The following is a 22,671-nucleotide window of genomic DNA, read 5'->3' on the forward strand; positions in this document are numbered from 1 at the left end:
TGTAACTTGATAAAAAGGTGGAATCCACATGCAAAACATCTCGACGACGTTCGATCCGTGGGAAGCGTATCTCGATCAAACCGAGTTCGGTCGACTCGTTCTCTCGAACGTCGAAGTGACGACGACGAAACTATGCAATATGCGCTGCGAGCATTGTGCGGTCGGCTATATGCTCGATCAAACGGAAGAACCCGAGGTCCCGCTCGAACTGTTGATTTCGCGCCTCGACGAGATCGAGCACTTGCGCGCCTTCTCGATCACGGGCGGTGAGCCGATGCTGTCGATGAAGTCAGTTCGAAACTATGTCGTCCCGCTTCTACGCTACGCTAAGGAGCGCGGTGCCCGCACACAGATCAACTCGAACTTGACGTTGCCGTTATCTCGCTATCATCTTATTACCCCTTACCTCGACGTTTTGCACATTTCTCATAATTGGGGAACGGACGCCGATTTCTTAGAGGGCGGTTTCGCGATGATGGACCGCAAGCCGAGCGAATCCGCTCGGCTCAAGATGCTTCAGACGATGAAGGACAATGCCCGAGCCCTCACGGCCGAAGGGGTCATCGTATCGGCCGAGACGATGATCAACAAGCGGACGATCCCCCATTTAAAAGAGATTCACGAGGAAATCGTCTCGCTCGGTTGTCAACGCCACGAATTGCACCCAATGTACCCCGCAGACTTCGCTAGCGCGCTCGAGTCGGCCTCTCTCGACGAGATCCGTCAAGCTATCCATGACGTACTCGACATTCGGGACGAGAACGTCTGGATGCTGTTTGGAACGTTGCCGTTTTACGCCTGCTCGGACTCAGAAGCCGACCGCGCCTTACTGCGGCGACTCTCGACTGCGAAAAACGTGACGGTCCGCAACGACCCGGACGGACGCTCCCGGTTGAACACGAACATTTTTGACGGTCAGATCATCGTCACCGACTTCGGCGACGAACTCGGCACACTCGGCACGTTGTACGATACGTCGTTCCAAGACGCGTACGATCAATGGACGAACAGCGCGTTGAACGCCACACTGTCGTGCCATTGTCCCGCCGTCAAATGCCTCGGACCGAACGCACTCGTCAAACAAGCGTACTATCCGACAGTCGACTTTAGACAACGTGTCGCCCACTCGTTTTAATTATTTCGATTCGGGAAATATTTAGTATATAAAACGAATCGAGGTGTTCGATGATGACAGCGATCTATGTGTTCATCGTTACCGTCATGGGAATCATCATTTTCGGAGGCGTGCTCAGCATCTTATTGACAGCCGCATTCGTTTCGGACAAAGTAGACCATGATGAAGTGTTCAGTCAAGGCAGTTGGGACGATGAGTTGTTACAAATAAATCATACTCCTCAACCGATTGATGAACCAAAAAGCTGAGTCCTCTCAGCTTTTTATTTTTGTATGTGAGGTGACCTATGGAACGGTTTCGTTTTTCGATCTTATTGCTCGTCGTTTTTATTTCGGGCTTGATTCAAGGGGCGCTCATCCCTTTACTATCCACATTAATCGAACGTGACGGCAACCCGGCCTGGCTGAACGGACTGAACGCGACGATGCTCTATTTGGGCATCATCGTCTCGGCACCGCTACTCGAACGGTTCGTCCGCAAATACGGATTCCGCCCGACAATCGTCCTCGGCATCGTGTTGACGGCGCTCGCCACGTTCTTTTTACCGCTTTGGCCGTCACTGCTCATGTGGGCCGTCATGCGCTTCGTCATCGGATTCGGGGACTCAGCGCTTCACTACGGCTCGCAAGTGTGGGTCACGTCGGTGAGCGAGAAACGGAGTCTCGGCCGGGCGATGGCGTATTACGGGATGTCGTTCAGTCTCGGGTTTGCAGTCGGTCCGTTGATCGCCCCGCTCGTCGATATTCACTTTTGGCTCCCGTTCCTCGTCTTGATCTTCTTCTGTCTCGGATCACTCTTCCTTATCTTCAAGGTCGACAACGAGTACCCCGAAGCGGAGAAAGTGAAGACGGATTCGACCGGACGCATCCGCCTCGTCTTGATCGGTGCCGGGTACACGCTGCTTCCGGCTTTTACATACGGCTTTCTTGAAGCGAGCCTGAATGCGAACTTGCCGATCTTCACCGTCCGTAACGACATCGGGCTCGCGCAGACGAGCACGCTCATCACGACGTTCATCGTCGCGTCCATCATCGTCCAGTTGCCGCTCGGACGGCTCGCCGATCACTTCGGGAAGAAACGCGTCCTGCAAATCGTCTTGACGCTCGGTACGCTCTTGTTCGCCCTCGCGAACCTCGCCGTCGACAACTATTTGTGGTTGCTCGTCTTGTTCGCCTTGGCCGGTGCCGGACTCGGTTCTACTTATTCGCTCGGCCTCGCCCATATGACAGAAGTGTTGCCCCGCTCACTCTTACCGACCGGCAACATGCTGTACAGCATCTCGTTCAGTGTCGGGTCGATCAGCGGTCCGATGATCGGTGCCTTTTGGGTCGCGTTGCCTAAAGAAGTATATTTCCTCATGTACGCCTTAATACTCGGCATCCTGTCGATCAGCCTGTTCACGTCAAAAGCCAAACCGATCGAAGCATAAGTAAAGGATGAGTCTCCGCGGAGATTCATCCTTTTCGTTTGTCATTCGTTTGGTGGCCCGACTCTGACATCATTTCGTTCGAACGCCCGGATGAACACCTCATCGAGAGCGAACGGCTCCGTATCGAGCGATGCCAATACGTCGGACTTGAGCGTCACCTCGATGACGCGGTCATTGATTTGCCACTTCGTCTGGATGTCGTCGCCTTGCCTGACGGCGCGCACATCGACTTGGTCGTGATGTTCTTTCAATCCGCGACTCACGCACTTCATCACGTACTTGACGTACTCGTCTCGCGGTTGGCGCGACACGAGGATGTTTCGGACAATCAAATTTCTCGTCATGGCACAAACCCTCCCTTCTGTTAACTTGTCGTACGCAAGTCTTTACAACGAAGACCGATTCATAACTGAAAAATTATCAGAATTTTTAATATATTTTGCCATGAGAATAAACTTCCGTCAACTGTACCTCGAACTCATTTCGCGGCAGAGCCGCCCGGCCGACGACGACCTTGAAAATACGTTGACAAGTAGATGCCGGCGATGACGAATAGCAACCCGACGAGCGCGTTCCAAGGAATCGTCTCACCGAGCAGTAAACTCGATAACAGGACGCCGAATAAGGGAACAAAGAACATATAGAGCGACACCCGGCTCACCGGGTTGTGCTTCATGAGCGTGTTCCACAACGTGAAACCGATCGCTGACAACAATGCGAGGTATAACAGGAACAATAGCGTCTTCACCGTGTAAGGCAAGAACACGCCTCCCGGGTCAAGGATAAATCCGACGATCAACAGGCCGAGCGAACCGATCACCATCGCCCAAGCGGTCATCGGGGCGACGTCATGATGTCGCGAGTAATCTTTCGCGACCAGGTTCCCGAACGCGCCAGACACCATCGCCAAGATGAGGAGGATTTCACCGATTCCAAAACCGATTTCCGAGCTTGCTGTCGGCCAGTTCGCGATGACGATCCCTGAGAAGCCGAGAGTGAGCGCGATGCCTTTCAACCGGTTCAACCGATCATCTTCATAGCGGAAATGTGCGAGCGCCATTTGAAAGAACGATGTCGAGCCGGCGATGATCGACCCTTGCACCCCGGTCGAGATGGACAATCCGATATAGAAGAACAGATATTGCAAAAACGTCAAGAACGCCCCTAAGTGTGCATATGCCTTCAATTTTTCCGCATTCAATCGGATCGGCCGCTTGAAGACGAGCCGGCTGATCACGAGCAACAGAATGCCGGCCAGTAAAAACCGTTCGCCGGCAAAGAACAGTTGTTGGCCGTACTCGCCTGCTCCGATGTCTAACGCCTCATAACTTAATTTAATGAACGGGAAAGCACTGCCCCATAAAAACGTGTTGAACAACGCCAACAGCGTGACGCTCCAAGAGCGTTGAAAAATATTTTGCATGACACGAAATCTCCTTAATCTTTTAGTTTGTGAGTTGTTATGAATGATGATAAAATAGACTCACATGATAATCATTATAAATAAGAGAAATGAAGAAAACGGATGTAAAACCCTTTAAAACAACAAAAGATAATGATAATCATCCTCAGTCATTATCATTTAACTGATATATATTCTCAATTAGAAAGAGGTGCCTACTATGAACGTACACGCAACTACTGCACAAGAAAAAAGCCACGTCTTCAAACGGGCAAACTGGTTCGAACATATCGAGCTCATCATGGCGCTCATCAGCGGTGTATTGATTGTACTCGCATATTTCACAGAAAGACAAGGCGGAACCCCTTGGATATACGTCACGCTCTACTTGAGCGCCTTCTTGATCGGCGGTTATGCCAAAGCCAAAGAAGGACTGACCGATACGTGGGAAACCCGTTCATTGAACGTCGAGCTACTCATGATCATCGCGGCGATCGGCGCCGCCTCGATCGGCTATTGGATGGAGGGCGCGATCCTCATCTTCATCTTCGCCTTGTCCGGCGCGCTCGAGACTTACACGCTGAACAAAAACGAGCGTGCGCTCGAATCGTTAATGGAACTCCAACCGGAACAAGCGACCCGTTTCGATGCAGCCGGCGGTCTCGAAGTCGTCCACATCGATGACTTAAAAGTCGGCGACCGGATTTACGTCCGGCCGGGTGAACGCATCCCGGTCGATGGGCGCATTTTGAGCGGGACCGCCTCCGTCGAAGAAGCAGCCATCACCGGGGAATCGATTCCGGTCGATCGGACCGTCGGCGACGAAGTGTTCGGTTCAAGTGTTAACTTGAACGGGGTGCTCACGTTATCCGTGACGAAACTCGCCACCGAGACGTTGTTCCAAAAAATCATTCAGATGGTGCAGCAAGCCCAAGAAGAAAAATCACCGTCGGCCCAGTTCATCGACCGCTATGAGGGACGATACGTCCAGATCGTGCTCATCTCGGTCACGGCCATCATCTTGCTCGGCCCCGTCCTCACTTCGTGGTCGCTCGAAACGAGCATATACCGCGGGATGATCCTGCTCGTCGTCGCCTCACCGTGCGCCCTCGTCGCGGCGATCACACCGGCCGCGCTCGCCGCCATCGCCTCGTCCGCTAAACACGGGATTTTGTTCAAAGGCGGTGTCCACATCGAGAACATGGGACACCTCAAAGCGATCGCATTCGATAAGACCGGAACACTCACAATCGGTAAGCCGGTCGTCCAAACGGCGTTGGTTCATCCTGACATGGCAGCAGAAGACGTTTATCGCGTCGTCAGTTTGATCGAAGAACATTCGATGCACCCGCTCGCCGAGGCGCTCGTCAAGTTCACGGGCAAACATACGGGAGACATGGACCACTTTAAAGACATCACCGGTTCAGGCATCGAGGCGACGATTGACGGCACTTCCTACCGGGTCGGTAAACAAAAGTTCGCCGACCGGAGCGGTGACTTCTACCGCGAAGATGTCGAGCGGTTAAAAGCCGCCGGACACACACTCGTCTTCGTCAGTGACGATAAGCAGACGATCGGTGCATTCGCACTGCGTGACACGTTACGCCCGGAAGCCAAACAAGCAATCGAGCGCTTGAACCATCTCGGGATCGCGACGATCATGATCACAGGCGACAATGAAGCGACCGCACGCGCCATCGCGACGGAGGCGGGTTTGACCCGCTACATCGCCGAATGCCTCCCGGAAGAGAAAGTCGAACAAATCAAGCTGTTAAAACAAGAGTACGGCACGATCGGGATGATTGGCGACGGCATCAACGACGCCCCAGCCCTCGCGACAGCAGATGTCGGGATCGCCATGGGCGAAGGAACCGACGCCGCACTCGAGACGGCTGACGTCGTCCTCATGAAAAACGACCTCGTCCGCTTGAGTTCAGCGATCGAGCAATCTCGTAAATTGAACCGGATCGTCTTGCAGAACGTCGTGTTCGCCCTCGGCGTCATCCTCGTTTTGATCGCGACGAACATCTTCGAGCTACTCGTCATGCCGTTCGCCGTCGTCGGTCATGAAGGGTCAACGATTCTCGTCATTTTGAACGGACTGCGTTTGCTCAGTTCTTCATGGGACTGACAAATTTCGACAGCGTTTGAAACCGTCATTGAAAGCGAATGACGCTTTCGCTATAATGGAAACAATGTGTCTAACAGACCGATAACAGATAGATGATTGGCTAAAGGTGGTACAGCATATGAATACGATTGCAGTGATCGGCAAAGTGTTTGTCGATATTAAAGGAACATCGTTCGCCCCGCTTCATAAAGATGCGAAAAACGTCGGGGACATCGCGTTCTCGAACGGCGGAACCGGCCGTAACGTCGCGCAAAACCTAGGTGTCCTCGGTAACGACGTCCGGTTCGTGTCAACCGTCACAAACGACCAAATCGGGATGGGTGTCCTTCAAGAGCTTCGCGACTTAAACGTCAACGTCGACCATGTCGACCTGCTTGAAGATAACGGTATGGGCATGTGGCTCGCCGTCATGGACAATAACGGCGATCTCCAGACCTCGATCTCGAAACAACCAGATGAAGCGATGATGGAACAATGTATCCTCCGCCGAATCGATACGGTGTTCGCCGAAAGCGAAGCCGTCGCCATCGACCTCGATTTGTCGGTCAACGTCTTGAATGAGACGATCGAACTTTGTCGCGAGATGAAGCTTCCGCTTTACGGGGTGTGCGGTCATTTGTCCGTCATCGAACGAAATCGCCACTTGCTTCAAGGCTTCACCGGCTTCATCTGTAGCCGTGAAGAAGCCGAAATCCTGTCCGATATGTCAATCGTCACCGTCGATGACGCATTGCGCGTCGCCGAAGTGCTCGCGATGAAAGGTGCGCCGCTCACAATCGTCACGATGAGCGAGCTCGGTGCCGTCTACGTCGATCTCCGGACGAACGAGCAAGGACACGTCCCGACGACGAAAGTCAAAGTCGCTGATTCAACAGGCGCCGGTGATTCTTTCTTCTCGGCCGTCATCTCCGAATTGATGAAACATCATTCGATCGAAGACGCGCTTCGCCTCGGCATGCGTGTCGCCGCAAAAGTTATCGGTTCTCATGAGAACGGTTTGACTTCTGATATGTACGAATCGTTAGAACAAAAGACGACAGATTAACAAAGCGCATCGACGGTGAGTCGATGCGTTTTGTTCACTATAAGCTACCGAAAGGAACGATCCCATTGGTCAGAACAAAATTACGCAGCGCCATCATCCTCACGAACGAAAACGACGAGGTCGCGCTCATTCGACGCGAAAAAGAAAACGCACTCTATTACGTCTTCCCTGGCGGCGGTGTCGAATTTGGCCATACGGCTGAAGAAACTGCTGTCCGTGAAGCTTATGAAGAACTCGGTGTCCACGTCGAGCTTGAAGGAGTCGCCGCCTACGTCGCCTTCAACGGTGAATTGAATCCTTATTTTTGGGCCCGCGTCACAAGTGGCGAATTCGGCACCGGTACAGGCGAAGAGTTCCAAGCTGAACAGACGAACGGCTCGTACACACCGATTTGGGTGAAGCGGAGCGCATTGAGCCGCCTGCCGGTCAGACCCCCTTCTTTAGCCGAGCTGCTCACCACCAATCCAGAACGATTCTTTGACAAAACGTTAGCCGAAGACTGAATCAATGTGTAACCTACTGACAAATCGGGAAAGATAGTTTCTAACGATAACGTTCAGGAGGATATGCGCATGGACACTACAGAAGTGAAAGAAAAAAAGAATTGGCTTTCCTTCGGGAAAGAGTTGTTTCGTCGTTTTAAAGAGCATGACGTTCAAGATTACGGGGCAACGCTCGCTTTTTTTTGGTTCTTATCCATTTTTCCGGGAATCATTTTTATTTTAGCGTTGCTCTCGTTCTTCGACATCACGCAAGCGTCGTTTCAAGAACAATTAAATAACCTGGCACCAGGTTCGGCGGCGACCGAGTTTTTATCAGGGATCTTTGAGGCAATCGGCGAGCCACGAGGCGGATTGCTCTCGATTGGTGCGATTTTAGCGATTTGGTCGGCCTCTAAAGGAGTCGAACGATTGATCAATATGGCAATCCACGCGTACGGTGAGGACAACGAACGCAACTTCTTCGTCAGTAAAGGCATCGCCCTCGGCTTGACGTTCCTCCTCGGCGTCGGCGTCTTGCTGCTCATCATCTCGAACGTGTTCGGCTCACAGATCATCGGATTCATTTCAGACTACCTCCCGATTTCCGGTGCCGAAGTCGTCTTGATCAACGTGTTCCGTTACGTGCTGACGACGGTCATCTTAATCTTGACGCTGTCGATCTTTTATAAGATCGCACCGCAACAACACGTATTTTGGAAAAGCACCGTCCCCGGCGCCATCTTTGGCGTCATCGCTTGGCAGCTCGTCTCACTCGGTTTTAGCCTATACGTCTCGAACTTCGGTAACTACGATTCGACGTACGGATCACTCGGAGGCATCATCGTCACGTTGCTTTGGCTGCAGTTGACCGGCATGATCATCTTGATCGGCTCTGAGATCAACGCCACGTGGCAACGCTTCTTCAAAACCCCGAGCGAGCAGGAGTATGAGAAAAACTATAAGAAAAACAAAAAATCCAAGTCGAAAGACTCGGACGAAGATGACTACAAAGATATTCCGGTCAACACGTACGGATGACAAAAGGCGAACTCCGTTGAGAGAGTTCGCCTTTTTGCATGGATGATTATGCCTCTACGACATCGAGTCGCCCCGTTCCTGGATCGATGACAAATCCGTGGACGTCCGTACCCGGCGGCAGGAGCGGATGGTTTTTGATCAGACTGACCGAGTTGACGACGTTCGCCTCGACCGAGTCAAAGCCATGCAACCACTTCTCCAAGTTCATGCCTGAGGCTTTGAGCGTCTGTAACGTCTGCGGATCAATTCCGCGCCGCTCCATCTCGCCGATGACCGCGTTCGGGTCGATAGCGGCCATGCCGCAATCGTAATGTCCAACAACGATCACCTCTTCCGCACCGAGAGCGTATAAGGCGACGAGAATCGAACGCATGACCGATCCGAACGGATGCGACAATACCGCGCCCGCGTTTTTGATGATTTTCGCGTCGCCGTTCTTCAAACCGAGCGCATGTGGCAATAACGACGTCAACCGTGTGTCCATACAAGTTAAAATGACAATTTTCTTATCAGGAAATTTATCTGACACGTACTGCTCATACTGCTTCTCTGTCACGAACCGTTCATTGAACGCAAGCATGTCTTTGACGACTGACATATCGTTCCCCTCCTCTATGTTTATGCGATAACGCGTGCGACGATCAATCCGATGACCATCCAGGCCCCGAACAACGTGTTGACCTTCGCCGTCATCGCCATCGCCGGCATCAGGTCGGCCGGCTCACGTTTCACCCAGAACCGCTTCACCGCACGAATCATGATCGGAACGGTCATTAACGAAAGCAATACCCAAGGCGTGACCCCGTAAACGAATACGGCGACGAGGATACCAATCAGCGCTACGATAAAGAATCCGGCCAAAACGAGCACGGCCCGGCGATGTCCGACGAGACACGCGATCGTGCGTCGTCCGTTCACCTTGTCGTTATCCAAGTCTCGAATATTGTTGGCCAGTAAAATCGCCCCGATCAAGAGCGCCATCGGGAACGACACGAGCAACAACTCAGTCGTCACCGTGCCGATTTGGATATACCCTGAAATCCCGATGATGACGTAGCCCATGAACAATCCGGCGACGAGTTCACCGAACGGCGTATACGCGATCGGAAGCGGGCCACCCGTATACAGATAGCCGACCACCATCGACAACGCTCCGATCCAAAGCAAATGCCAGCTCGTCGAAGCGGCAATGTATAGACCGAGAACTCCCGCGACGCCATACATCCCGAGCGCGATGCCGAGCACTTGACCCGGCGTGAACCCGTCTCGCACGATCGAGCCGCCAATTCCAATCGAGCCCTCGTGGTCGAGCCCGCGTTTGTAGTCATAGTATTCATTAAATAAATTCGTCGCGATTTGAATCAAGACCGAGGCGATGAGCATCGCCAAGAACAGATCCCATTTCAAATCGGTTTGACCGACGACGATAAACGTTCCTAACAGCACCGGAATAAAGCTCGCCGTCAGTGTGTGCGGACGAATCATGCGCCAATAAGCACCTTTCTCTCTCTTCTTCATCTACTTCCCTCCCTTCGTTAGTTTACGTCTCCACAAAAAAATCTGTCAATGCCCGCCCCTCAATCGTCTGAAGTCATGTTTCTCGAGCATTTGACCGGCAGTACAGCCGTTAAGTCATGATACACTAAAAGATGAATATTCTATCGGATTGAGGAGGCTTTTCTTATATGCCAGATACTCAAACACACATTAAACAACGAATCGAACAAGCGCATAAACGCGCACGCGCATGGCAACGACCTGTCCTTGCCTCATACACGTGGGAGATCCCTTCGTTCGACGCGTTTCATATCATTCAAAATACAGAAACATCACACTATTATTTTTCGACACCCGATCGCTCACTTGAAATGCTCGGTTGTGCCGACGCGCTCGTCTTGACGGCGTCCGGACCCGAACGGTTCCAACGTCTGCAATACGACTGGAGCCTGCATCGCCGAGATGTCGATGCCGTCATCTATGCGTTCTCAGGATTTTCGTTCGATACGTTCGTCCGACCTCAAAAAAACATGTGGGACTCATTCGGCGAGGCGGCTTTAGTCGTCCCTAAATTTTTATACCGTCGTTCCGGTGACAAGCACACGTTGACGGTGTCGACCCTTGTTTCTTCAAACCAGACCGTTGAACAATATTTAATTCAACTAGCCGACCAATTGGCCCAGTTCAACGCCCTGCACGCGCCCGATGAGTCGACACCGACGTATTCGAAAGTAAAAGACGGCGTCGATCACTTTAAATCAAGTTTTCAACAGGCGAAAGGATATATCGCCGAAGAAAAAGTCGAGAAACTCGTCATCGCCCGGGAAGAGATTTACCAGACGTCAGATGAAGCGTTCCCGTTCGCGAAGACGCTACGGCACTTGTCTGAACATCAAGAAGGTAGTTACGTGTTCTTATATCAACCGAAACGGGAAATCGGATTTTTCGGGGCCACACCGGAGCGGCTCGTCCGTAAACAAGGACCGCATATCGAGACCGCGGCCATCGCCGGCACGATCAAACGCCCGGATACGGACGCGGAAACCGAGACGGCGAAACAGCAGTTGTTGCATGACCGTAAAAATTTAGAGGAGCACCAAATCGTCGTCAAAGACATTCAAAACGCTCTCACGCCTTATGCAGCGACCATTCATGTCGCACCGTCCCCGACGATTTTAGAGAACCGCTCGGTATTTCATTTACACACACCGATCAAAGCGACTTTGGACACGAACGCGTCTCTCCTCTCCATCATTGAGTCGTTGCACCCGACACCCGCACTCGGCGGTTCTCCGAAGCGGACGGCCGTCCGCTTGCTGCGCGACATCGAACGGTTCGATCGCGGCTGGTACGGCTCACCGTTCGGCTGGTTGAACACCGACGGAGAAGGTGAATTTGTCGTCTCCATCCGTTCGGCCCTCGTCCAGCATCAGTTCGTGGCATTATACGCAGGCTGTGGAATCGTCCAAGAGTCTGAACTCGAATCAGAGCTAGCCGAGACAGAAGTCAAATTGAGCCCGATCAAGCAAGCGCTCGGGTTAGACCAAGTCATTTCAGGAGGCAATCACGAATGAACGATATGTTAACGAATTGGGTATCCCATATGATGAATCGACTCGTCGAAACTGGGATTTATGACGTCGTCATCAGTCCCGGTTCGCGTTCGACACCGCTGGCGATGGCCGCGTATTTGCACCCGAATATACGCCATCACGTCGTCGTCGATGAGCGTTCAGCCGCTTTCTTCGCGCTCGGACTAACCCGCGCTGGCGAAGACGTTCGGCCGGTCGCATTAATTTGTACGAGCGGCACAGCCGCTACCAACTATTTTTCAGCTATCGCCGAGGCAACGATTTCCCAGCTCCCGCTCGTCGTCTTGACGACAGATCGGCCGCATGAGTTGCGTAACGTCGGGGCCCCGCAAGCAATCGATCAAGTCCGTCTCTACGGTGAACATGTGAAGACGAGCCTCGATCTACCGGTGCCCGAGCCAGAGAGTCTGCGCTATATGGAACAAGCCGTCGGACGTCTCGTACGCTTGAGTGCGCAGGCCCCGCTCGGACCGGTCCATATTAACATTCCGTTCCGAGAACCGTTACTGCCCGATATCGAACGTCTGAAGTCACAATTGACCGCCACTTCGAGACGGAGCGAGACCTCGTACATTCGTCCCGTCACCGACGACTTGGTTCGCTTCAAACAAGAGACGGCCGTCGAACGGCTCGCTTTCGTCGTCGGACCTGGCACGCCGACGTCTTGGCTCGAAACCATCTCCAACGTAGCAAACACTCACCGAATTCCGGTGTTCGCCGATCCGCTCAGTGGCATGCGTTGCTTTGACGGCGTTTTGACGAATTATGACACGTGGCTCGCAAGTGAGCATAGCCCAGAATGGACGCCGAATGCGGTCGTTCGCTTCGGTGCGGCTCCTGTATCGAAACGGTTGAATGAATGGCTCAAACAGACCCACCAAATCTTGATTGAACAGCCTGGCTCGTTTCGCGACCCATCGAGTCGTGCGACTGTCGTCTACGGCGACGCGAATGATTATTTGGAGGTCATCGACGTCCCGTTTGACGACGTCTACCGCGCTCGTTTTTCCTTATTCGAACAAGTCGCCGAATCGGCCAAACCAAGTCTGAGCGGTGAGAGCGCCTTGACCCGCCACGTCTTGAACGCTCAGATCGACCGCTTGTTCGTCAGCAACAGCATGCCGATCCGTGACGTCGACACGACGCTCGGCGCCGGACAAGCCGTATCCGTCTTCGCCAACCGAGGCGCGAACGGGATCGACGGAATCATCTCGAGCGCGCTCGGTGCTTGCCACGACACAGAACGAGCCGCGTTACTGATCGGTGACTTGGCGTTCTATCACGACAGCAACGCCCTGCAGTTACTAAAAACGCATCCTGGCTCGTTCTCGATCATCGTCGCCAACAACAACGGTGGCGGCATCTTCTCCTTCTTACCGCAAGCATCAATCGAGCCACAGATGTTCGAAGACTTGTTCGGTACACCGCTCGACTTGAACATCCGTGGCTTCGCCGACACATACGGGCTTAGCTATCAATTGCTCGAACGTCCAGAAGACGTGACAGCAGCGATCGAGGCCGGGATTCAGTTGATCGAATTCCCGTCCGACCGTGCCGACAACGTCTTATCCCACCGGAACTGGACGGAATCGATCTGCACGCGTCTCACGTTGGAGAACGGGACGTGAGACGTACTGTCCGTGACGTCTCGTATGAAGTACTCGAGCACGGGTCCGGAAGACCGGTCCTCTTGTTGCACGGCTTCACGAGCAACGCCGGATGGCTCTCGTATTTCCCTGACTTGCCGGTGCGCCTCGTCGCCCCGTCCCTGCTTCAACATGGACAGACCGGCAGTTGCTCGGTCGCCCGCGCGAAGATGAGCCAACAAGTGAAGGATTTGTCGACGCTGCTCGACACGGACGAAAGGCCGTGGACGGTCATCGGCTATTCGCTCGGCGGCCGCATCGGGATGACACTCGCAGCCTGTGACGAGCGCGTAGACCACTTCATCGGGATTAGTACGACGCCCGGTCTCACCGCTTCAGAACGACGAGCGCGACGCGACGCCGATGAACGGCTCGCGCGACGAATCGAGACGGACGGAATCGAAGCGTTCGTCGCCGCATGGGAGATGCTCCCGCTTTGGCGTCAAACGGACGAGATGCGGGCCTCGCTTCGACATGAGCGGCTCGTTCAAGACCCGTCGGCGCTCGCGAACAGTTTGCGCGCCATCGGGACCGGCAGTATGCCGTCGCTATGGACGCATCTTGACCGCCTGCCTCGAACCGATTTGATCGTCGGTGCGCACGATGTGAAGTTTCAAACGATTGCTCGCGCTATGCGTGAACGTCGTCCAGACATTCGGATACACGAAATTTCGGGTGCGGGCCATGCTCCCCATATCGAGAACGCCCAACAATTTGGTACAATGATAGAGAAATTGATTTTAGGGGGAATTTAAATGGAATCAGTAGCAAACTGGACATCGGTCCGGACGTATGAAGACATTAAATATGAGAAGTGGAACGGGATCGCAAAAATCACGATCAACCGCCCGGAAGTTCGGAACGCATTCCGTCCGCTCACGGTCAACGAATTGATTGACGCGTTCGCGCGCGCCCGTGACGATAAAGAAGTCGGCGTCATCATCTTGACAGGTGAAGGCGATCAAGCCTTCTGCTCAGGTGGCGACCAAAAAGTTCGCGGTCACGGCGGCTACGTCGGTGACGATGATATCCCGCGCTTGAACGTCCTTGATCTTCAGCGCTTGATCCGAGTCATCCCGAAACCGGTCATCGCCATGGTCGCTGGATACGCCATCGGTGGCGGACACGTCTTGCACCTCGTCTGTGACTTGACGATTGCGGCCGACAACGCTCGTTTCGGTCAAACTGGACCGAAAGTCGGATCGTTCGACGCCGGTTACGGTTCAGGCTACTTGGCCCGCATCGTCGGACATAAGAAGGCTCGTGAGATTTGGTACTTGTGCCGTCAATACGACGCACAACAAGCGCTCGACATGGGGCTCATCAACACGGTCGTCCCGCTCGAACAGCTTGAAGCCGAGACGGTCCAATGGTGCCAAGAGATCTTGCAACACTCGCCGACAGCACTCCGCTTCTTGAAAGCTGCGATGAACGCTGATACGGACGGCTTGGCCGGGATCCAACAGCTCGCCGGTGATGCGACGCTCCTTTACTACACGACAGATGAAGCAAAAGAAGGCCGTGACGCCTTCAAAGAAAAACGTGACCCTGACTTCGGTCAATTCCCGCGTTTCCCGTAAATCGTAAGAGAGTAGCGAATTCGCTACTCTTTTTTTGGAGGTAATTGTGATGGATTATGATTTGAAGCAACATCCTGTCGACACGATCGCCCTCGTCACCGCAACGGAACGTCTGACGTGGGGCGAATTGATCGATGAGAGCTCGCGCTTGGCACACTTTTTAGGCCGGACCGTTCCGGACGCTCGTCACATCGGACTGTATGCGTCAAATAGTAAAGACTATGTCGTCGCAGTCCACGCCGTCCATTTGCTCGGAAAAGTACTCGTCCCGTTGAATACACGACTGACCACAAGCGAACTCGCAATGCAACTCGACAAGGCCCACATCGACATCTTACTCGTCGATCAGGAAATCGACCTCAACGTCCCTCAAATCGACGTGAGCGTACGCGATCAAGAGCCATTGCGCCGACATCATCGCTGGGGGCGTGACGAGGTGATGTCGCTCATGTTTACGTCCGGCACGACCGGACACGCCAAAGCGGTGCAACAGACGTACGGAAATCATCGCGCGAGCGCCGAGGCCGCAAAAAAACATCTCGGATACGAGCCGACCGACCGCATGCTCGTCGTCACACCGCTGTTCCACATGAGCGGACTCGCTCAAGTGTACCGCTGTGCCCTGTTCGGCTCAGCATTATACGTCGAACCGAAGTTTGACGTCTTGCGTACGATCCAATTGATCGCGTCCGAACGGATCACCCATCTTTCCCTCGTCGCCATCATGCTCGGGCGACTGCTCGACGCAGGATTGACAAGTCACCATCTCCGCGTCATTCTCGTCGGAGGCGGACCGGTGCCACGGCCGTTGCTCGAAGAAGCAGACCGCCGCCACTTGCCGATCGCGCAGACGTACGGGATGACGGAAACTTGCTCTCAAGTCGCGACGTTGTTGCCGTCCGAAGCACTGGACCATATCGGTTCAAGCGGTCAAGCGATCGCACCGACCCACATCCGTATCAGTCGCGATGGTGAGATCGAAGTCAATGGCCCGACCGTCACGCCCGGCTATTATAACGAATCGGAAGCGAACGCTTGGACCGAGGACAGGTACTGGCGAACCGGCGACCTCGGAACGATCCAAGACGGCTATTTATATGTTTTGGATCGCCGGAGCGACTTGATCATCTCGGGCGGAGAAAACATCTATCCCGCGGAGATCGAGAGCGTCCTGTTGCGATGCCCCGGTATCGAGGACGCAGGTGTCACCGGGAAGCCTGACCCGACATGGGGCGCCGTCCCGATCGCCTATATCGTCGGGACGTACGACCTTCACGAACTTACGCAAATTTTAAACGATCACCTCGCTAAGTATAAGCACCCGAAGGCATTGATCGCGGTCACTCAGCTCCCACGAAACGCCAACGGAAAATTGATGCGATACCGCTTAAAGGAGACCGATTATGATTCAACGAGCTGACCTTTACATCGTCCCGCTCACGTTCAAACACCCGCTTGTGACAGCCCATTCCGTCTTGACGACGCGACGGACGGTCATCCTCCGTCTCGAAACGACCGACGGAGCAGTCGGATACGGGGAAGGTGTCGCCTTTGAGACGCCGTGGTACACGTCGGAGACGGTCCGCTCGACCGTCGACACGTCTGAACTGATCTATCGATTGTTGAACGGGCAGACGGTCAGCGCGACCACATTTCCAGACCATGTCCGTTCGATTATCGGGCACCCGATGGCAAAAGCGATGTGGGAGAGTGCACTCTGGGAAATCGAGGCCGCCCGTGCTGGCGTGACGCTAAAACAACTTTTGCAAGCCGGACATCACGTCGCTTGCGGGCGGACGATTGGGATCGGCTTGCTCACCGAAACGTTGAACGCGATCGAACAGGCGCTCGATTCCGGGTTCGAACGGATCAAGTTGAAAGCTTCGCCTCATGAGCTATTGACGGCGCTCGCGGAAGTGCGGACTTTTTTCCCGGACGCTCCGCTCATGATCGACTTGAACGGCAGTGCGCACGAGCAGCCGCTCGACTGGTTCGAACAACTCGATGCCCATCGCCTCTTGATGATCGAGCAGCCTTATCCGAGCGACTGCTGGGTCGACTCGGCCGACCTGCAAACAAAACTCAAGACGCCCATTTGTCTTGACGAGTCCATCACCTCACGGCAAGACGTCGAGACGATGAATCGGCTTCGGGCCGGACGCATCGTCAATATCAAACCCGCCCGCGTCGGGGGATTGACCGAGGCGCTCGCGATCCGTGACAGCGGTACCCCTTATTGGGTCGGTGGTATGTACGAATCATCGATCGGCCGTTATCATACGCTCTTATTCGCCTCGTTGACGGGTGCCGCCTATCCGGCCGACATGGCCGGAACGAGCGCCTATTTTGAGACTGACTTGCTCGATACGCCGCTCGACGTCGAAAACGGTCAGCTCTCGATCCCTGACGTCGTCACTCCGGATTGGAAAAAAATTCATCAGTTAAGCGAACAAATCATCCAGTTAACGTAAACAAGGATACAGACCGCGGTCTGTATCCTTGTTTGATTGCGTCATTCTTCTCGGAACGTGCCAGTCAACACTTCATAGCCGTCCTCGGTCACGATGACCGTGTGCTCAAACTGCGAGACGGGGCTGTCGTTCGGTGTGAATAACGCCCAGCCATCCTCTTCTGACTGGTAGACGATCTCGTCTTTCGTCGAGACGAACGTCTCGACCGCAATGACTTGACCGACTTTCAAGATGTCATTCTCTTCCCGGCTATAGTAGTTCGAGATTGTCTCCGGTTCGCCGTGGAGCGTGCGGCCGAGTCCATGACCTGCCAAGTTTCGAATGACGGTGAAGCCGTTTTTGCGGACATCCGCGTAAATCGCTTTTCCGATCTGGTTCACTTTCGTACCGGCCTTCACTTTGCTGAGACCTGCTTCGAGCGACGTGAGCGAGACCTCGACTAAGCGGACATGCTCTGGCGATTTCGGTGTGCCGGCAATCACCGTCCGTCCCGTGTCTGCATAATAGCCATCTTTCACGGCAGACACATCGACATTGACGATGTCCCCGTCTTTAATGACTTCTTTACCTGGAATTCCGTGGGCAGCCACTTCATTGATGGAGATACACGTATAGCCCGGAAACTCATACATCGTAATCGGCGCCGAGGCCGCTCTTTCTTCTTCAAGAATACGTTGCCCGATCGTATCGAGCTCTTTCGTCGTCATCCCTGGCGTGACGGCCCGTGCCATCTCATCCCTTGCCCGGGCGACGATTCTCCCAATCTCACGCAACGCATCATAATCGTAATCAAACATCATAATCCCTCTCAATCTAATAATCGGTTTTGGTATAAGTACTCTTCTGATAAATCGGCGAACAAAAACATGCCGTCCGGTAACGGGTAGCTGAACGTACGTGTCACTTCGTTGGAGCTGAAGTCGCGATAGTCTTCCGACAAATAGCCCCGCCCGCGAACACTCATCGCCGCCATCGTCCGGATAAAGTACGGTCGAAAACTCCAGTTATAGCCTCGGTATGTGTTATCGACTTTCCAAACGTGTTGCTCTTGGTAGACGTTCGCACTCGTCTGGAAGCCCGTTTGATCGGTCAAGTAGTAGCGGACGAGCATCCCTTCTAATTTAGGGGCGATATGGAGCAGCCATTCATCCTTCTTATCCCGTGACCATTTCCCGGTTTGGACGAGCTCCGCGACTTTTCCGTGAAGTTCGAATTCTAGCTCATACAACCGCTTCAATCGCTCTTGGTCGTGCAGGAAGAACGCTGGAACTTCTTGCGTGAGCACACTCATTCCTTTTGCTTCACGCGGCGGGAAATCCTCTTGACGACCTAACAAGCCGCCCATGTAGTAACTCCCACCGTGCTGCCAGGCGTAACGCAACTGACCGAGATGATCGATTGACTTATAAAGCAGCGGGGCCCCGAGTTTCGAAGCGATGTATTCCATCGTCTGGAGCATTTGGGGGTAAGTCACCGACAACGTCTTCTTCTCGACCATCGTTGCTAAATCGACAAGCAACAACTCCGGTGCAATCGTCATGATGTCCTCGATACTCGTCGACTCCGCGAAGTCGAGCGCGACTCTCACACCAGAAGATCGATAATATTGGACGACACGGGACAGACGAGACACATCGACGAGCTCGGTCCCTTGAAGTGTCACAAATATCCGGTGGAGCGGGAAGTTCAATTCCCGTAACGGTGCTAAAAATGCTTCGCCCCCTTCTTCAAGGATCCATTCCGACCGGCAGCGGAACGTGACGAACTGCTTTTCGTCACGCAACGCTTCGGCGGCCAACCGTTCCATCCGCTTGGCGATGTCGAGTTGATACTCGACCGGTACGTCGTCATCATAAAAGAACTGTGTGAGCGACTCGCCCCTGAAATGGCCGTGTACCATGTAGCCTTCCACTTGAAACGTGGCCGCCCCGAAAATCGGTTCATACGTCACTTCGACTTCATTTGGATTCATCATCACATCCACTGCATCCAATTGGATCACCTCATCCTCATTTTCGAAACAAGAAAGCGAGCCGGTTTCAGCTCGCTCGTGTATGCACATACATATAGGCACCGAAACAAGCAATAAAATACACGATACTCATCACACCGTATCCGATTCCCATCTTCCCGCCGACGCCGATGGCCATGACCAACCAAATCATCGCGCCAAACAAAAGTGTGGCGACCGGAATATATCGGAAATTCGGACGTACTGTCCGCATAACAATCGGCTTCAATGCTAGGATGCACGCCAATAATATGACGAGACCTAAACCTAGTTCTACCATCCGTTGACACCTCATCCTTCAATCTCTACTCGTTCAGTGTAGCATGAGATAAATAAAAAAACCGCAAATCCACTTAAGGAAATGCGGTTTTCGTTTTATCGATTAGTCACGCGGACGACGTGGGCCACGGTCTTCTGATGAGCGACGACGATCGTCAGTCCCACCAGTGCGTTTTCCACGGTATCCACCGCCACCGCTACGTTCGCCTGAGCGTCCGCCACGGTCTCCGCCGCCAGTGCGACGGTCTCCGCCACCACTGCGTGCGCCGCCACGGTATCCACCGCGGTCGTTGCGTCCACCTTGACGTTTCACACGGACTGGTTCTGCGTAAGAGATTTCAACAGGTGTTGAATCTGGCTCTTTCGTCAAACCACGAAGTGCTGCTGCGAGAAGCTCGACTGCTTCGTACTCTTCAAGGAGCTCAGTCGCAAGTTGCGTGTAAGCTTTGAAGTCGCCCGCTTGAACGCGTTCGATCAAATCTTCAGCTGATTGCTTTTGGTTTCCTTCAAGTACTTCTGCGATCGTCGGTACGTGACGACGGTTCATTTTCTTGTTCGTCACACGTTCGATTGACTTCACTTGACCGAATTCACGTGGCGTGATGAACGTAAGGGCAGTACCTGTTTTACCAGCACGGCCTGTACGTCCGATACGGTGCACGTAGCTTTCCGGATCTTGTGGGACGTCAAAGTTGTATACGTGTGTGACACCTGTGATATCAAGTCCACGCGCCGCTACATCTGTTGCGACCAAGATGTCGATCGTGCCGTTTTTGAAACGACGGATGACTTGGTCACGTTTTGATTGCGTCAAGTCACCGTGAAGGCCATCAGCCGTGTAACCACGTTTGATGAGTGCTTCTGTAACTTCGTCAACACGTTTCTTCGTACGAGCGAAGATGATGCTGAGTTCTGGTGAGTCGATGTCGATCAAACGGCAAAGTGTATCGAATTTTTGACCTTCGCGCAATTCGAGGAACTGTTGGTTGATGTTTTCAACTGTCATTTCCTTCGATTTCACTTTGATGATCGTCGGCGACTTCATGAAGCGCTCAGCGATCTTCTTGATTTGTGGTGGCATTGTCGCTGAGAAGAGAAGCGTTTGACGTTCAGCCGGAAGGCCTTTCAAAATCATCTCGATATCTTCAACGAAGCCCATGTTGAGCATTTCATCCGCCTCATCCAAGATCACTGTTTGGATCTCGTCGAGTTTGATCGTCTTGCGTTTCATGTGGTCCATGAGACGTCCAGGTGTCGCAACGACGATTTGCGGGTTCTTTTTCAAGCCGCGGATTTGGCGGTCGATTTGTTGACCACCGTATACAGGAAGTGCGTATACACGCTTCGTTTCCCCGATTTTGTTTAACTCTTCTGCAACTTGAATCGCAAGTTCACGTGTCGGTGCAAGAACAAGTGCTTGGACTTGACGCGCCTTTGTGTCGATTCGCTCAATTGTCGGAATACCGAAAGCTGCTGTTTTCCCTGTACCTGTTTGTGCTTGGCCTAATACATCCGCTCCTGTAAGTGCGATTGGGATTGTTTCAGCTTGGATCGGTGTCGCTTCCTCGAAGCCCATTTTGAGTACACCTTTTACTAATGCTTCACTTAACTGTAAATCTTGAAATTTTGTCAAATTATATTCTCCTTTGTTCATGCAAAAAACGTCTGAGGTTAGTTCTGCAGACGTTCTTTAAATGTTTCCTCGTAGTCAACTCTTATTACTATACCGCATTTGTTTCTAAAATGAAAGAAATACATTCTAAAACTTTTTTTAGCCACCTGGACATGAGTAATCTTATTTCAATTTATACCCGTTGTCGAGTTTTTCAACTTGCTTTTCTTTCAAGAGCTTCCCGAGCGCCCGTTTGAAGGCCGCCTTGCTCATGCCAAACTCACGGTCGATCACGTCTGGGGCTGTCTTGTCGCCGTAAGGCATTTCACCACCGCGTTCTTCGATGTAAGAACGAATGCTTTCCGCATCCGGGTCGATCGCTTCATACGCTCGCGGTTTCATCGATACAAGAACGGTACCGTCTTGCTTCACTTGCGTCACACGTACTGCTAACTGTTCGCCGAGACGCGGCCACCGCGTCATCTCTGCTTCATGTAAGAAACCGAGTGATTCATTCTCGACCCAGACGTTGACACCGACGTCACGTTTGTTGACGACGATCGCTTGAACGTCTTGATTGCCCCACTCTTCTTTGGCGGGACGGGCGAGCAAGTTCAAATACGCATAATGAGCCGGTTCTCCGAGAAGACGGCCTTTTTGATCGTATTTGAGACGGACGCATAGCTTATCGCCTTCTTTCGGCCAATATGTCCGGTTTTCAGGAAGGTCGTCGAGCGAGACGAGCACATCCTTTTGAATGCCGATGTTGACGAACACACCCGTATTGTAGCGAACGCCTGTCACCTCGAACCATTCATATTCTTCAAACGATACGTTCGGAATCGTCATCGTCGAAGCGAGACGGCCTTCCGAGTCGTGATAAAGGAAGACACGCACCGTTTGACCGACTGTGACTTCTTCTGTTTGTTCTTTCCGATGAAGTAATACCTCTTCACGGCCGTTCCCAATAAATACGCCAAAATCGGCTGAACGTTCCGCAACTAGATCGACTACATCTCCTGCACGTAATACCATTCTATACACATCCTTTTTCATCTTATTACTGTCAGTATACCTACCTACACACGTTCTTAATCATATCACGTTCCTTTTCTTGCTTCGGGTCAATTGTGTCCAATTTGTGAACGAGACAATGAACCACCCAACCGTCAAGCTTCTAAATCGACCGAGTATCAGACGGAATTTTGTGACAATTTTGTGAACAATGTTTTTCCATCTAGTATCCACTTTTTGAAAACGTTATTATTAAAGGAGTGTTGTTTATAAATCAGGTTTCAGCAATGTCCGAACGGGGGAAATA

22 protein-coding genes are annotated in these 22,671 nt (G+C 52.8%); 13 read left to right on the forward strand and 9 right to left on the reverse strand.

Annotation, left to right across the window (positions count from 1 at the left end; all coding sequences use genetic code 11):
- Positions 1–28: 28 nt before the first annotated feature.
- From yfkAB to EVJ23_RS09155, 3 genes are read left to right on the forward strand one after another with little or no spacing between them, the layout of a single operon-like run.
- Positions 29–1,135: a radical SAM/CxCxxxxC motif protein YfkAB gene (gene yfkAB / locus EVJ23_RS09145; protein WP_071399171.1), complete on the forward strand. Its 1,107-nt coding sequence runs from the start codon at positions 29–31 to the stop codon at positions 1,133–1,135.
- A gap of 53 nt (positions 1,136–1,188) precedes the next feature.
- Complete coding sequence (locus EVJ23_RS09150) at positions 1,189–1,383, forward strand: hypothetical protein (protein WP_233589689.1); 195 nt, start codon at positions 1,189–1,191, stop codon at positions 1,381–1,383.
- 38 nt (positions 1,384–1,421) lie between these two features.
- Positions 1,422–2,564: an MFS transporter gene (locus EVJ23_RS09155; RefSeq protein ID WP_016510467.1), complete on the forward strand. Its 1,143-nt coding sequence runs from the start codon at positions 1,422–1,424 to the stop codon at positions 2,562–2,564.
- Between the two features lie 41 nt (positions 2,565–2,605).
- Here EVJ23_RS09155 and EVJ23_RS09160 read toward each other — a convergent pair whose 3' ends face one another.
- Together EVJ23_RS09160 and EVJ23_RS09165 are read right to left on the reverse strand one after the other, a co-directional pair.
- Complete coding sequence (locus tag EVJ23_RS09160; RefSeq protein WP_016510464.1) at positions 2,606–2,908, reverse strand: hypothetical protein; 303 nt, start codon at positions 2,906–2,908, stop codon at positions 2,606–2,608.
- 134 nt (positions 2,909–3,042) lie between these two features.
- Positions 3,043–3,987 carry a DMT family transporter gene (locus EVJ23_RS09165; protein WP_131465662.1) on the reverse strand — a complete coding sequence of 315 codons (945 nt, stop codon included), beginning with the start codon at positions 3,985–3,987 and terminating at the stop codon, positions 3,043–3,045.
- Between the two features lie 199 nt (positions 3,988–4,186).
- Here EVJ23_RS09165 and EVJ23_RS09170 point away from each other — a divergent pair, with 199 nt between their 5' ends.
- The 4 genes from EVJ23_RS09170 (at position 4,187) to EVJ23_RS09185 (ending at position 8,662) form a co-directional block, all read left to right on the forward strand.
- A complete protein-coding gene (locus EVJ23_RS09170; protein WP_131465664.1) occupies positions 4,187–6,097 on the forward strand; it encodes a heavy metal translocating P-type ATPase in 1,911 nt (636 codons plus the stop codon).
- A gap of 118 nt (positions 6,098–6,215) precedes the next feature.
- Positions 6,216–7,142 (forward strand): carbohydrate kinase family protein, encoded by a 927-nt coding sequence (locus tag EVJ23_RS09175; RefSeq protein ID WP_070328933.1) that lies wholly within the window; start codon positions 6,216–6,218, stop codon positions 7,140–7,142.
- A gap of 65 nt (positions 7,143–7,207) precedes the next feature.
- Complete coding sequence (locus EVJ23_RS09180) at positions 7,208–7,645, forward strand: NUDIX hydrolase (RefSeq protein WP_201739232.1); 438 nt, start codon at positions 7,208–7,210, stop codon at positions 7,643–7,645.
- A gap of 69 nt (positions 7,646–7,714) precedes the next feature.
- Positions 7,715–8,662 (forward strand): YihY/virulence factor BrkB family protein, encoded by a 948-nt coding sequence (locus EVJ23_RS09185; RefSeq protein ID WP_131465668.1) that lies wholly within the window; start codon positions 7,715–7,717, stop codon positions 8,660–8,662.
- Between the two features lie 46 nt (positions 8,663–8,708).
- Here EVJ23_RS09185 and EVJ23_RS09190 read toward each other — a convergent pair whose 3' ends face one another.
- Positions 8,709–9,260 (reverse strand): beta-class carbonic anhydrase, encoded by a 552-nt coding sequence (locus EVJ23_RS09190; RefSeq protein WP_070328930.1) that lies wholly within the window; start codon positions 9,258–9,260, stop codon positions 8,709–8,711.
- A 20-nt stretch (positions 9,261–9,280) separates the two neighbouring features.
- The gene (locus EVJ23_RS09195) at positions 9,281–10,180 is read right to left on the reverse strand and encodes a 1,4-dihydroxy-2-naphthoate polyprenyltransferase (protein ID WP_131465670.1); all 900 of its coding nucleotides are present in this window, start codon (positions 10,178–10,180) and stop codon (positions 9,281–9,283) included.
- A 167-nt stretch (positions 10,181–10,347) separates the two neighbouring features.
- Between EVJ23_RS09195 and EVJ23_RS09200 the strand changes: the two genes are divergently transcribed.
- From EVJ23_RS09200 to menC, 6 genes are read left to right on the forward strand one after another with little or no spacing between them, the layout of a single operon-like run.
- Positions 10,348–11,733 carry an isochorismate synthase gene (locus tag EVJ23_RS09200; protein WP_131441103.1) on the forward strand — a complete coding sequence of 462 codons (1,386 nt, stop codon included), beginning with the start codon at positions 10,348–10,350 and terminating at the stop codon, positions 11,731–11,733.
- Positions 11,730–13,379 carry a 2-succinyl-5-enolpyruvyl-6-hydroxy-3-cyclohexene-1-carboxylic-acid synthase gene (gene menD, locus EVJ23_RS09205; protein WP_131465672.1) on the forward strand — a complete coding sequence of 550 codons (1,650 nt, stop codon included), beginning with the start codon at positions 11,730–11,732 and terminating at the stop codon, positions 13,377–13,379. The genes EVJ23_RS09200 and menD overlap by 4 nt, the downstream gene beginning before the upstream one ends.
- The gene (locus EVJ23_RS09210; protein WP_236633743.1) at positions 13,376–14,152 is read left to right on the forward strand and encodes an alpha/beta fold hydrolase; all 777 of its coding nucleotides are present in this window, start codon (positions 13,376–13,378) and stop codon (positions 14,150–14,152) included. The genes menD and EVJ23_RS09210 overlap by 4 nt, the downstream gene beginning before the upstream one ends.
- Positions 14,153–14,977 (forward strand): 1,4-dihydroxy-2-naphthoyl-CoA synthase, encoded by an 825-nt coding sequence (gene menB / locus EVJ23_RS09215; RefSeq protein WP_070328925.1) that lies wholly within the window; start codon positions 14,153–14,155, stop codon positions 14,975–14,977.
- A gap of 49 nt (positions 14,978–15,026) precedes the next feature.
- Complete coding sequence (menE, locus tag EVJ23_RS09220) at positions 15,027–16,397, forward strand: o-succinylbenzoate--CoA ligase (protein WP_131465675.1); 1,371 nt, start codon at positions 15,027–15,029, stop codon at positions 16,395–16,397.
- Positions 16,381–17,448, forward strand: coding sequence for an o-succinylbenzoate synthase (gene menC / locus EVJ23_RS09225; RefSeq protein ID WP_131465677.1), 1,068 nt, complete (start codon positions 16,381–16,383; stop codon positions 17,446–17,448). Before menE ends, menC begins: the two co-directional genes overlap by 17 nt.
- A 41-nt stretch (positions 17,449–17,489) precedes the next feature.
- Here the strand turns inward: menC and map are convergent, their stop codons facing one another.
- From map to EVJ23_RS09250, 5 genes are all read right to left on the reverse strand, one after another.
- Positions 17,490–18,245: a type I methionyl aminopeptidase gene (gene map, locus EVJ23_RS09230; RefSeq protein WP_131465679.1), complete on the reverse strand. Its 756-nt coding sequence runs from the start codon at positions 18,243–18,245 to the stop codon at positions 17,490–17,492.
- A gap of 11 nt (positions 18,246–18,256) precedes the next feature.
- Complete coding sequence (locus tag EVJ23_RS09235) at positions 18,257–19,420, reverse strand: EAL-associated domain-containing protein (RefSeq protein WP_236641231.1); 1,164 nt, start codon at positions 19,418–19,420, stop codon at positions 18,257–18,259.
- A 67-nt stretch (positions 19,421–19,487) separates the two neighbouring features.
- On the reverse strand, positions 19,488–19,739 hold the full coding sequence (locus EVJ23_RS09240) for a hypothetical protein (protein WP_035385950.1): 252 nt from the start codon (positions 19,737–19,739) through the stop codon (positions 19,488–19,490).
- Positions 19,740–19,841: 102 nt separating this feature from the next.
- Positions 19,842–21,371, reverse strand: a complete 1,530-nt coding sequence (gene cshA / locus EVJ23_RS09245) for a degradosome RNA helicase CshA (RefSeq protein WP_070328919.1) — start codon at positions 21,369–21,371, stop codon at positions 19,842–19,844.
- A gap of 162 nt (positions 21,372–21,533) precedes the next feature.
- Positions 21,534–22,385 (reverse strand): CvfB family protein, encoded by an 852-nt coding sequence (locus EVJ23_RS09250; protein ID WP_070328918.1) that lies wholly within the window; start codon positions 22,383–22,385, stop codon positions 21,534–21,536.
- Positions 22,386–22,671 lie beyond the last annotated feature (286 nt).

Source organism: Exiguobacterium sp. SH1S1 (assembly GCF_004337245.1).
GTDB classification, from domain to species: Bacteria; Bacillota; Bacilli; order Exiguobacteriales; family Exiguobacteriaceae; genus Exiguobacterium; species Exiguobacterium aurantiacum_A.

Excerpts from the sequence above, each read along its gene's own strand:
- EVJ23_RS09200 (WP_131441103.1), top strand. The coding sequence starts at position 10,348 with ATGCCAGATACTCAAACACACATTAAACAACGAATCGAACAAGCGCAT.
- EVJ23_RS09250 (WP_070328918.1), bottom strand. The coding sequence starts at position 22,385 with ATGGTATTACGTGCAGGAGATGTAGTCGATCTAGTTGCGGAACGTTCA.
- menE (WP_131465675.1), top strand. The coding sequence starts at position 15,027 with ATGGATTATGATTTGAAGCAACATCCTGTCGACACGATCGCCCTCGTC.
- map (WP_131465679.1), bottom strand. The coding sequence starts at position 18,245 with ATGTTTGATTACGATTATGATGCGTTGCGTGAGATTGGGAGAATCGTC.
- EVJ23_RS09150 (WP_233589689.1), top strand. The coding sequence starts at position 1,189 with ATGACAGCGATCTATGTGTTCATCGTTACCGTCATGGGAATCATCATT.
- EVJ23_RS09165 (WP_131465662.1), bottom strand. The coding sequence starts at position 3,987 with ATGCAAAATATTTTTCAACGCTCTTGGAGCGTCACGCTGTTGGCGTTG.
- EVJ23_RS09170 (WP_131465664.1), top strand. The coding sequence starts at position 4,187 with ATGAACGTACACGCAACTACTGCACAAGAAAAAAGCCACGTCTTCAAA.
- EVJ23_RS09175 (WP_070328933.1), top strand. The coding sequence starts at position 6,216 with ATGAATACGATTGCAGTGATCGGCAAAGTGTTTGTCGATATTAAAGGA.
- EVJ23_RS09160 (WP_016510464.1), bottom strand. The coding sequence starts at position 2,908 with ATGACGAGAAATTTGATTGTCCGAAACATCCTCGTGTCGCGCCAACCG.
- EVJ23_RS09235 (WP_236641231.1), bottom strand. The coding sequence starts at position 19,420 with ATGAATCCAAATGAAGTCGAAGTGACGTATGAACCGATTTTCGGGGCG.
- menB (WP_070328925.1), top strand. The coding sequence starts at position 14,153 with ATGGAATCAGTAGCAAACTGGACATCGGTCCGGACGTATGAAGACATT.
- EVJ23_RS09190 (WP_070328930.1), bottom strand. The coding sequence starts at position 9,260 with ATGTCAGTCGTCAAAGACATGCTTGCGTTCAATGAACGGTTCGTGACA.
- EVJ23_RS09185 (WP_131465668.1), top strand. The coding sequence starts at position 7,715 with ATGGACACTACAGAAGTGAAAGAAAAAAAGAATTGGCTTTCCTTCGGG.
- yfkAB (WP_071399171.1), top strand. The coding sequence starts at position 29 with ATGCAAAACATCTCGACGACGTTCGATCCGTGGGAAGCGTATCTCGAT.
- menD (WP_131465672.1), top strand. The coding sequence starts at position 11,730 with ATGAACGATATGTTAACGAATTGGGTATCCCATATGATGAATCGACTC.
- EVJ23_RS09195 (WP_131465670.1), bottom strand. The coding sequence starts at position 10,180 with ATGAAGAAGAGAGAGAAAGGTGCTTATTGGCGCATGATTCGTCCGCAC.
- EVJ23_RS09155 (WP_016510467.1), top strand. The coding sequence starts at position 1,422 with ATGGAACGGTTTCGTTTTTCGATCTTATTGCTCGTCGTTTTTATTTCG.
- menC (WP_131465677.1), top strand. The coding sequence starts at position 16,381 with ATGATTCAACGAGCTGACCTTTACATCGTCCCGCTCACGTTCAAACAC.
- EVJ23_RS09240 (WP_035385950.1), bottom strand. The coding sequence starts at position 19,739 with ATGGTAGAACTAGGTTTAGGTCTCGTCATATTATTGGCGTGCATCCTA.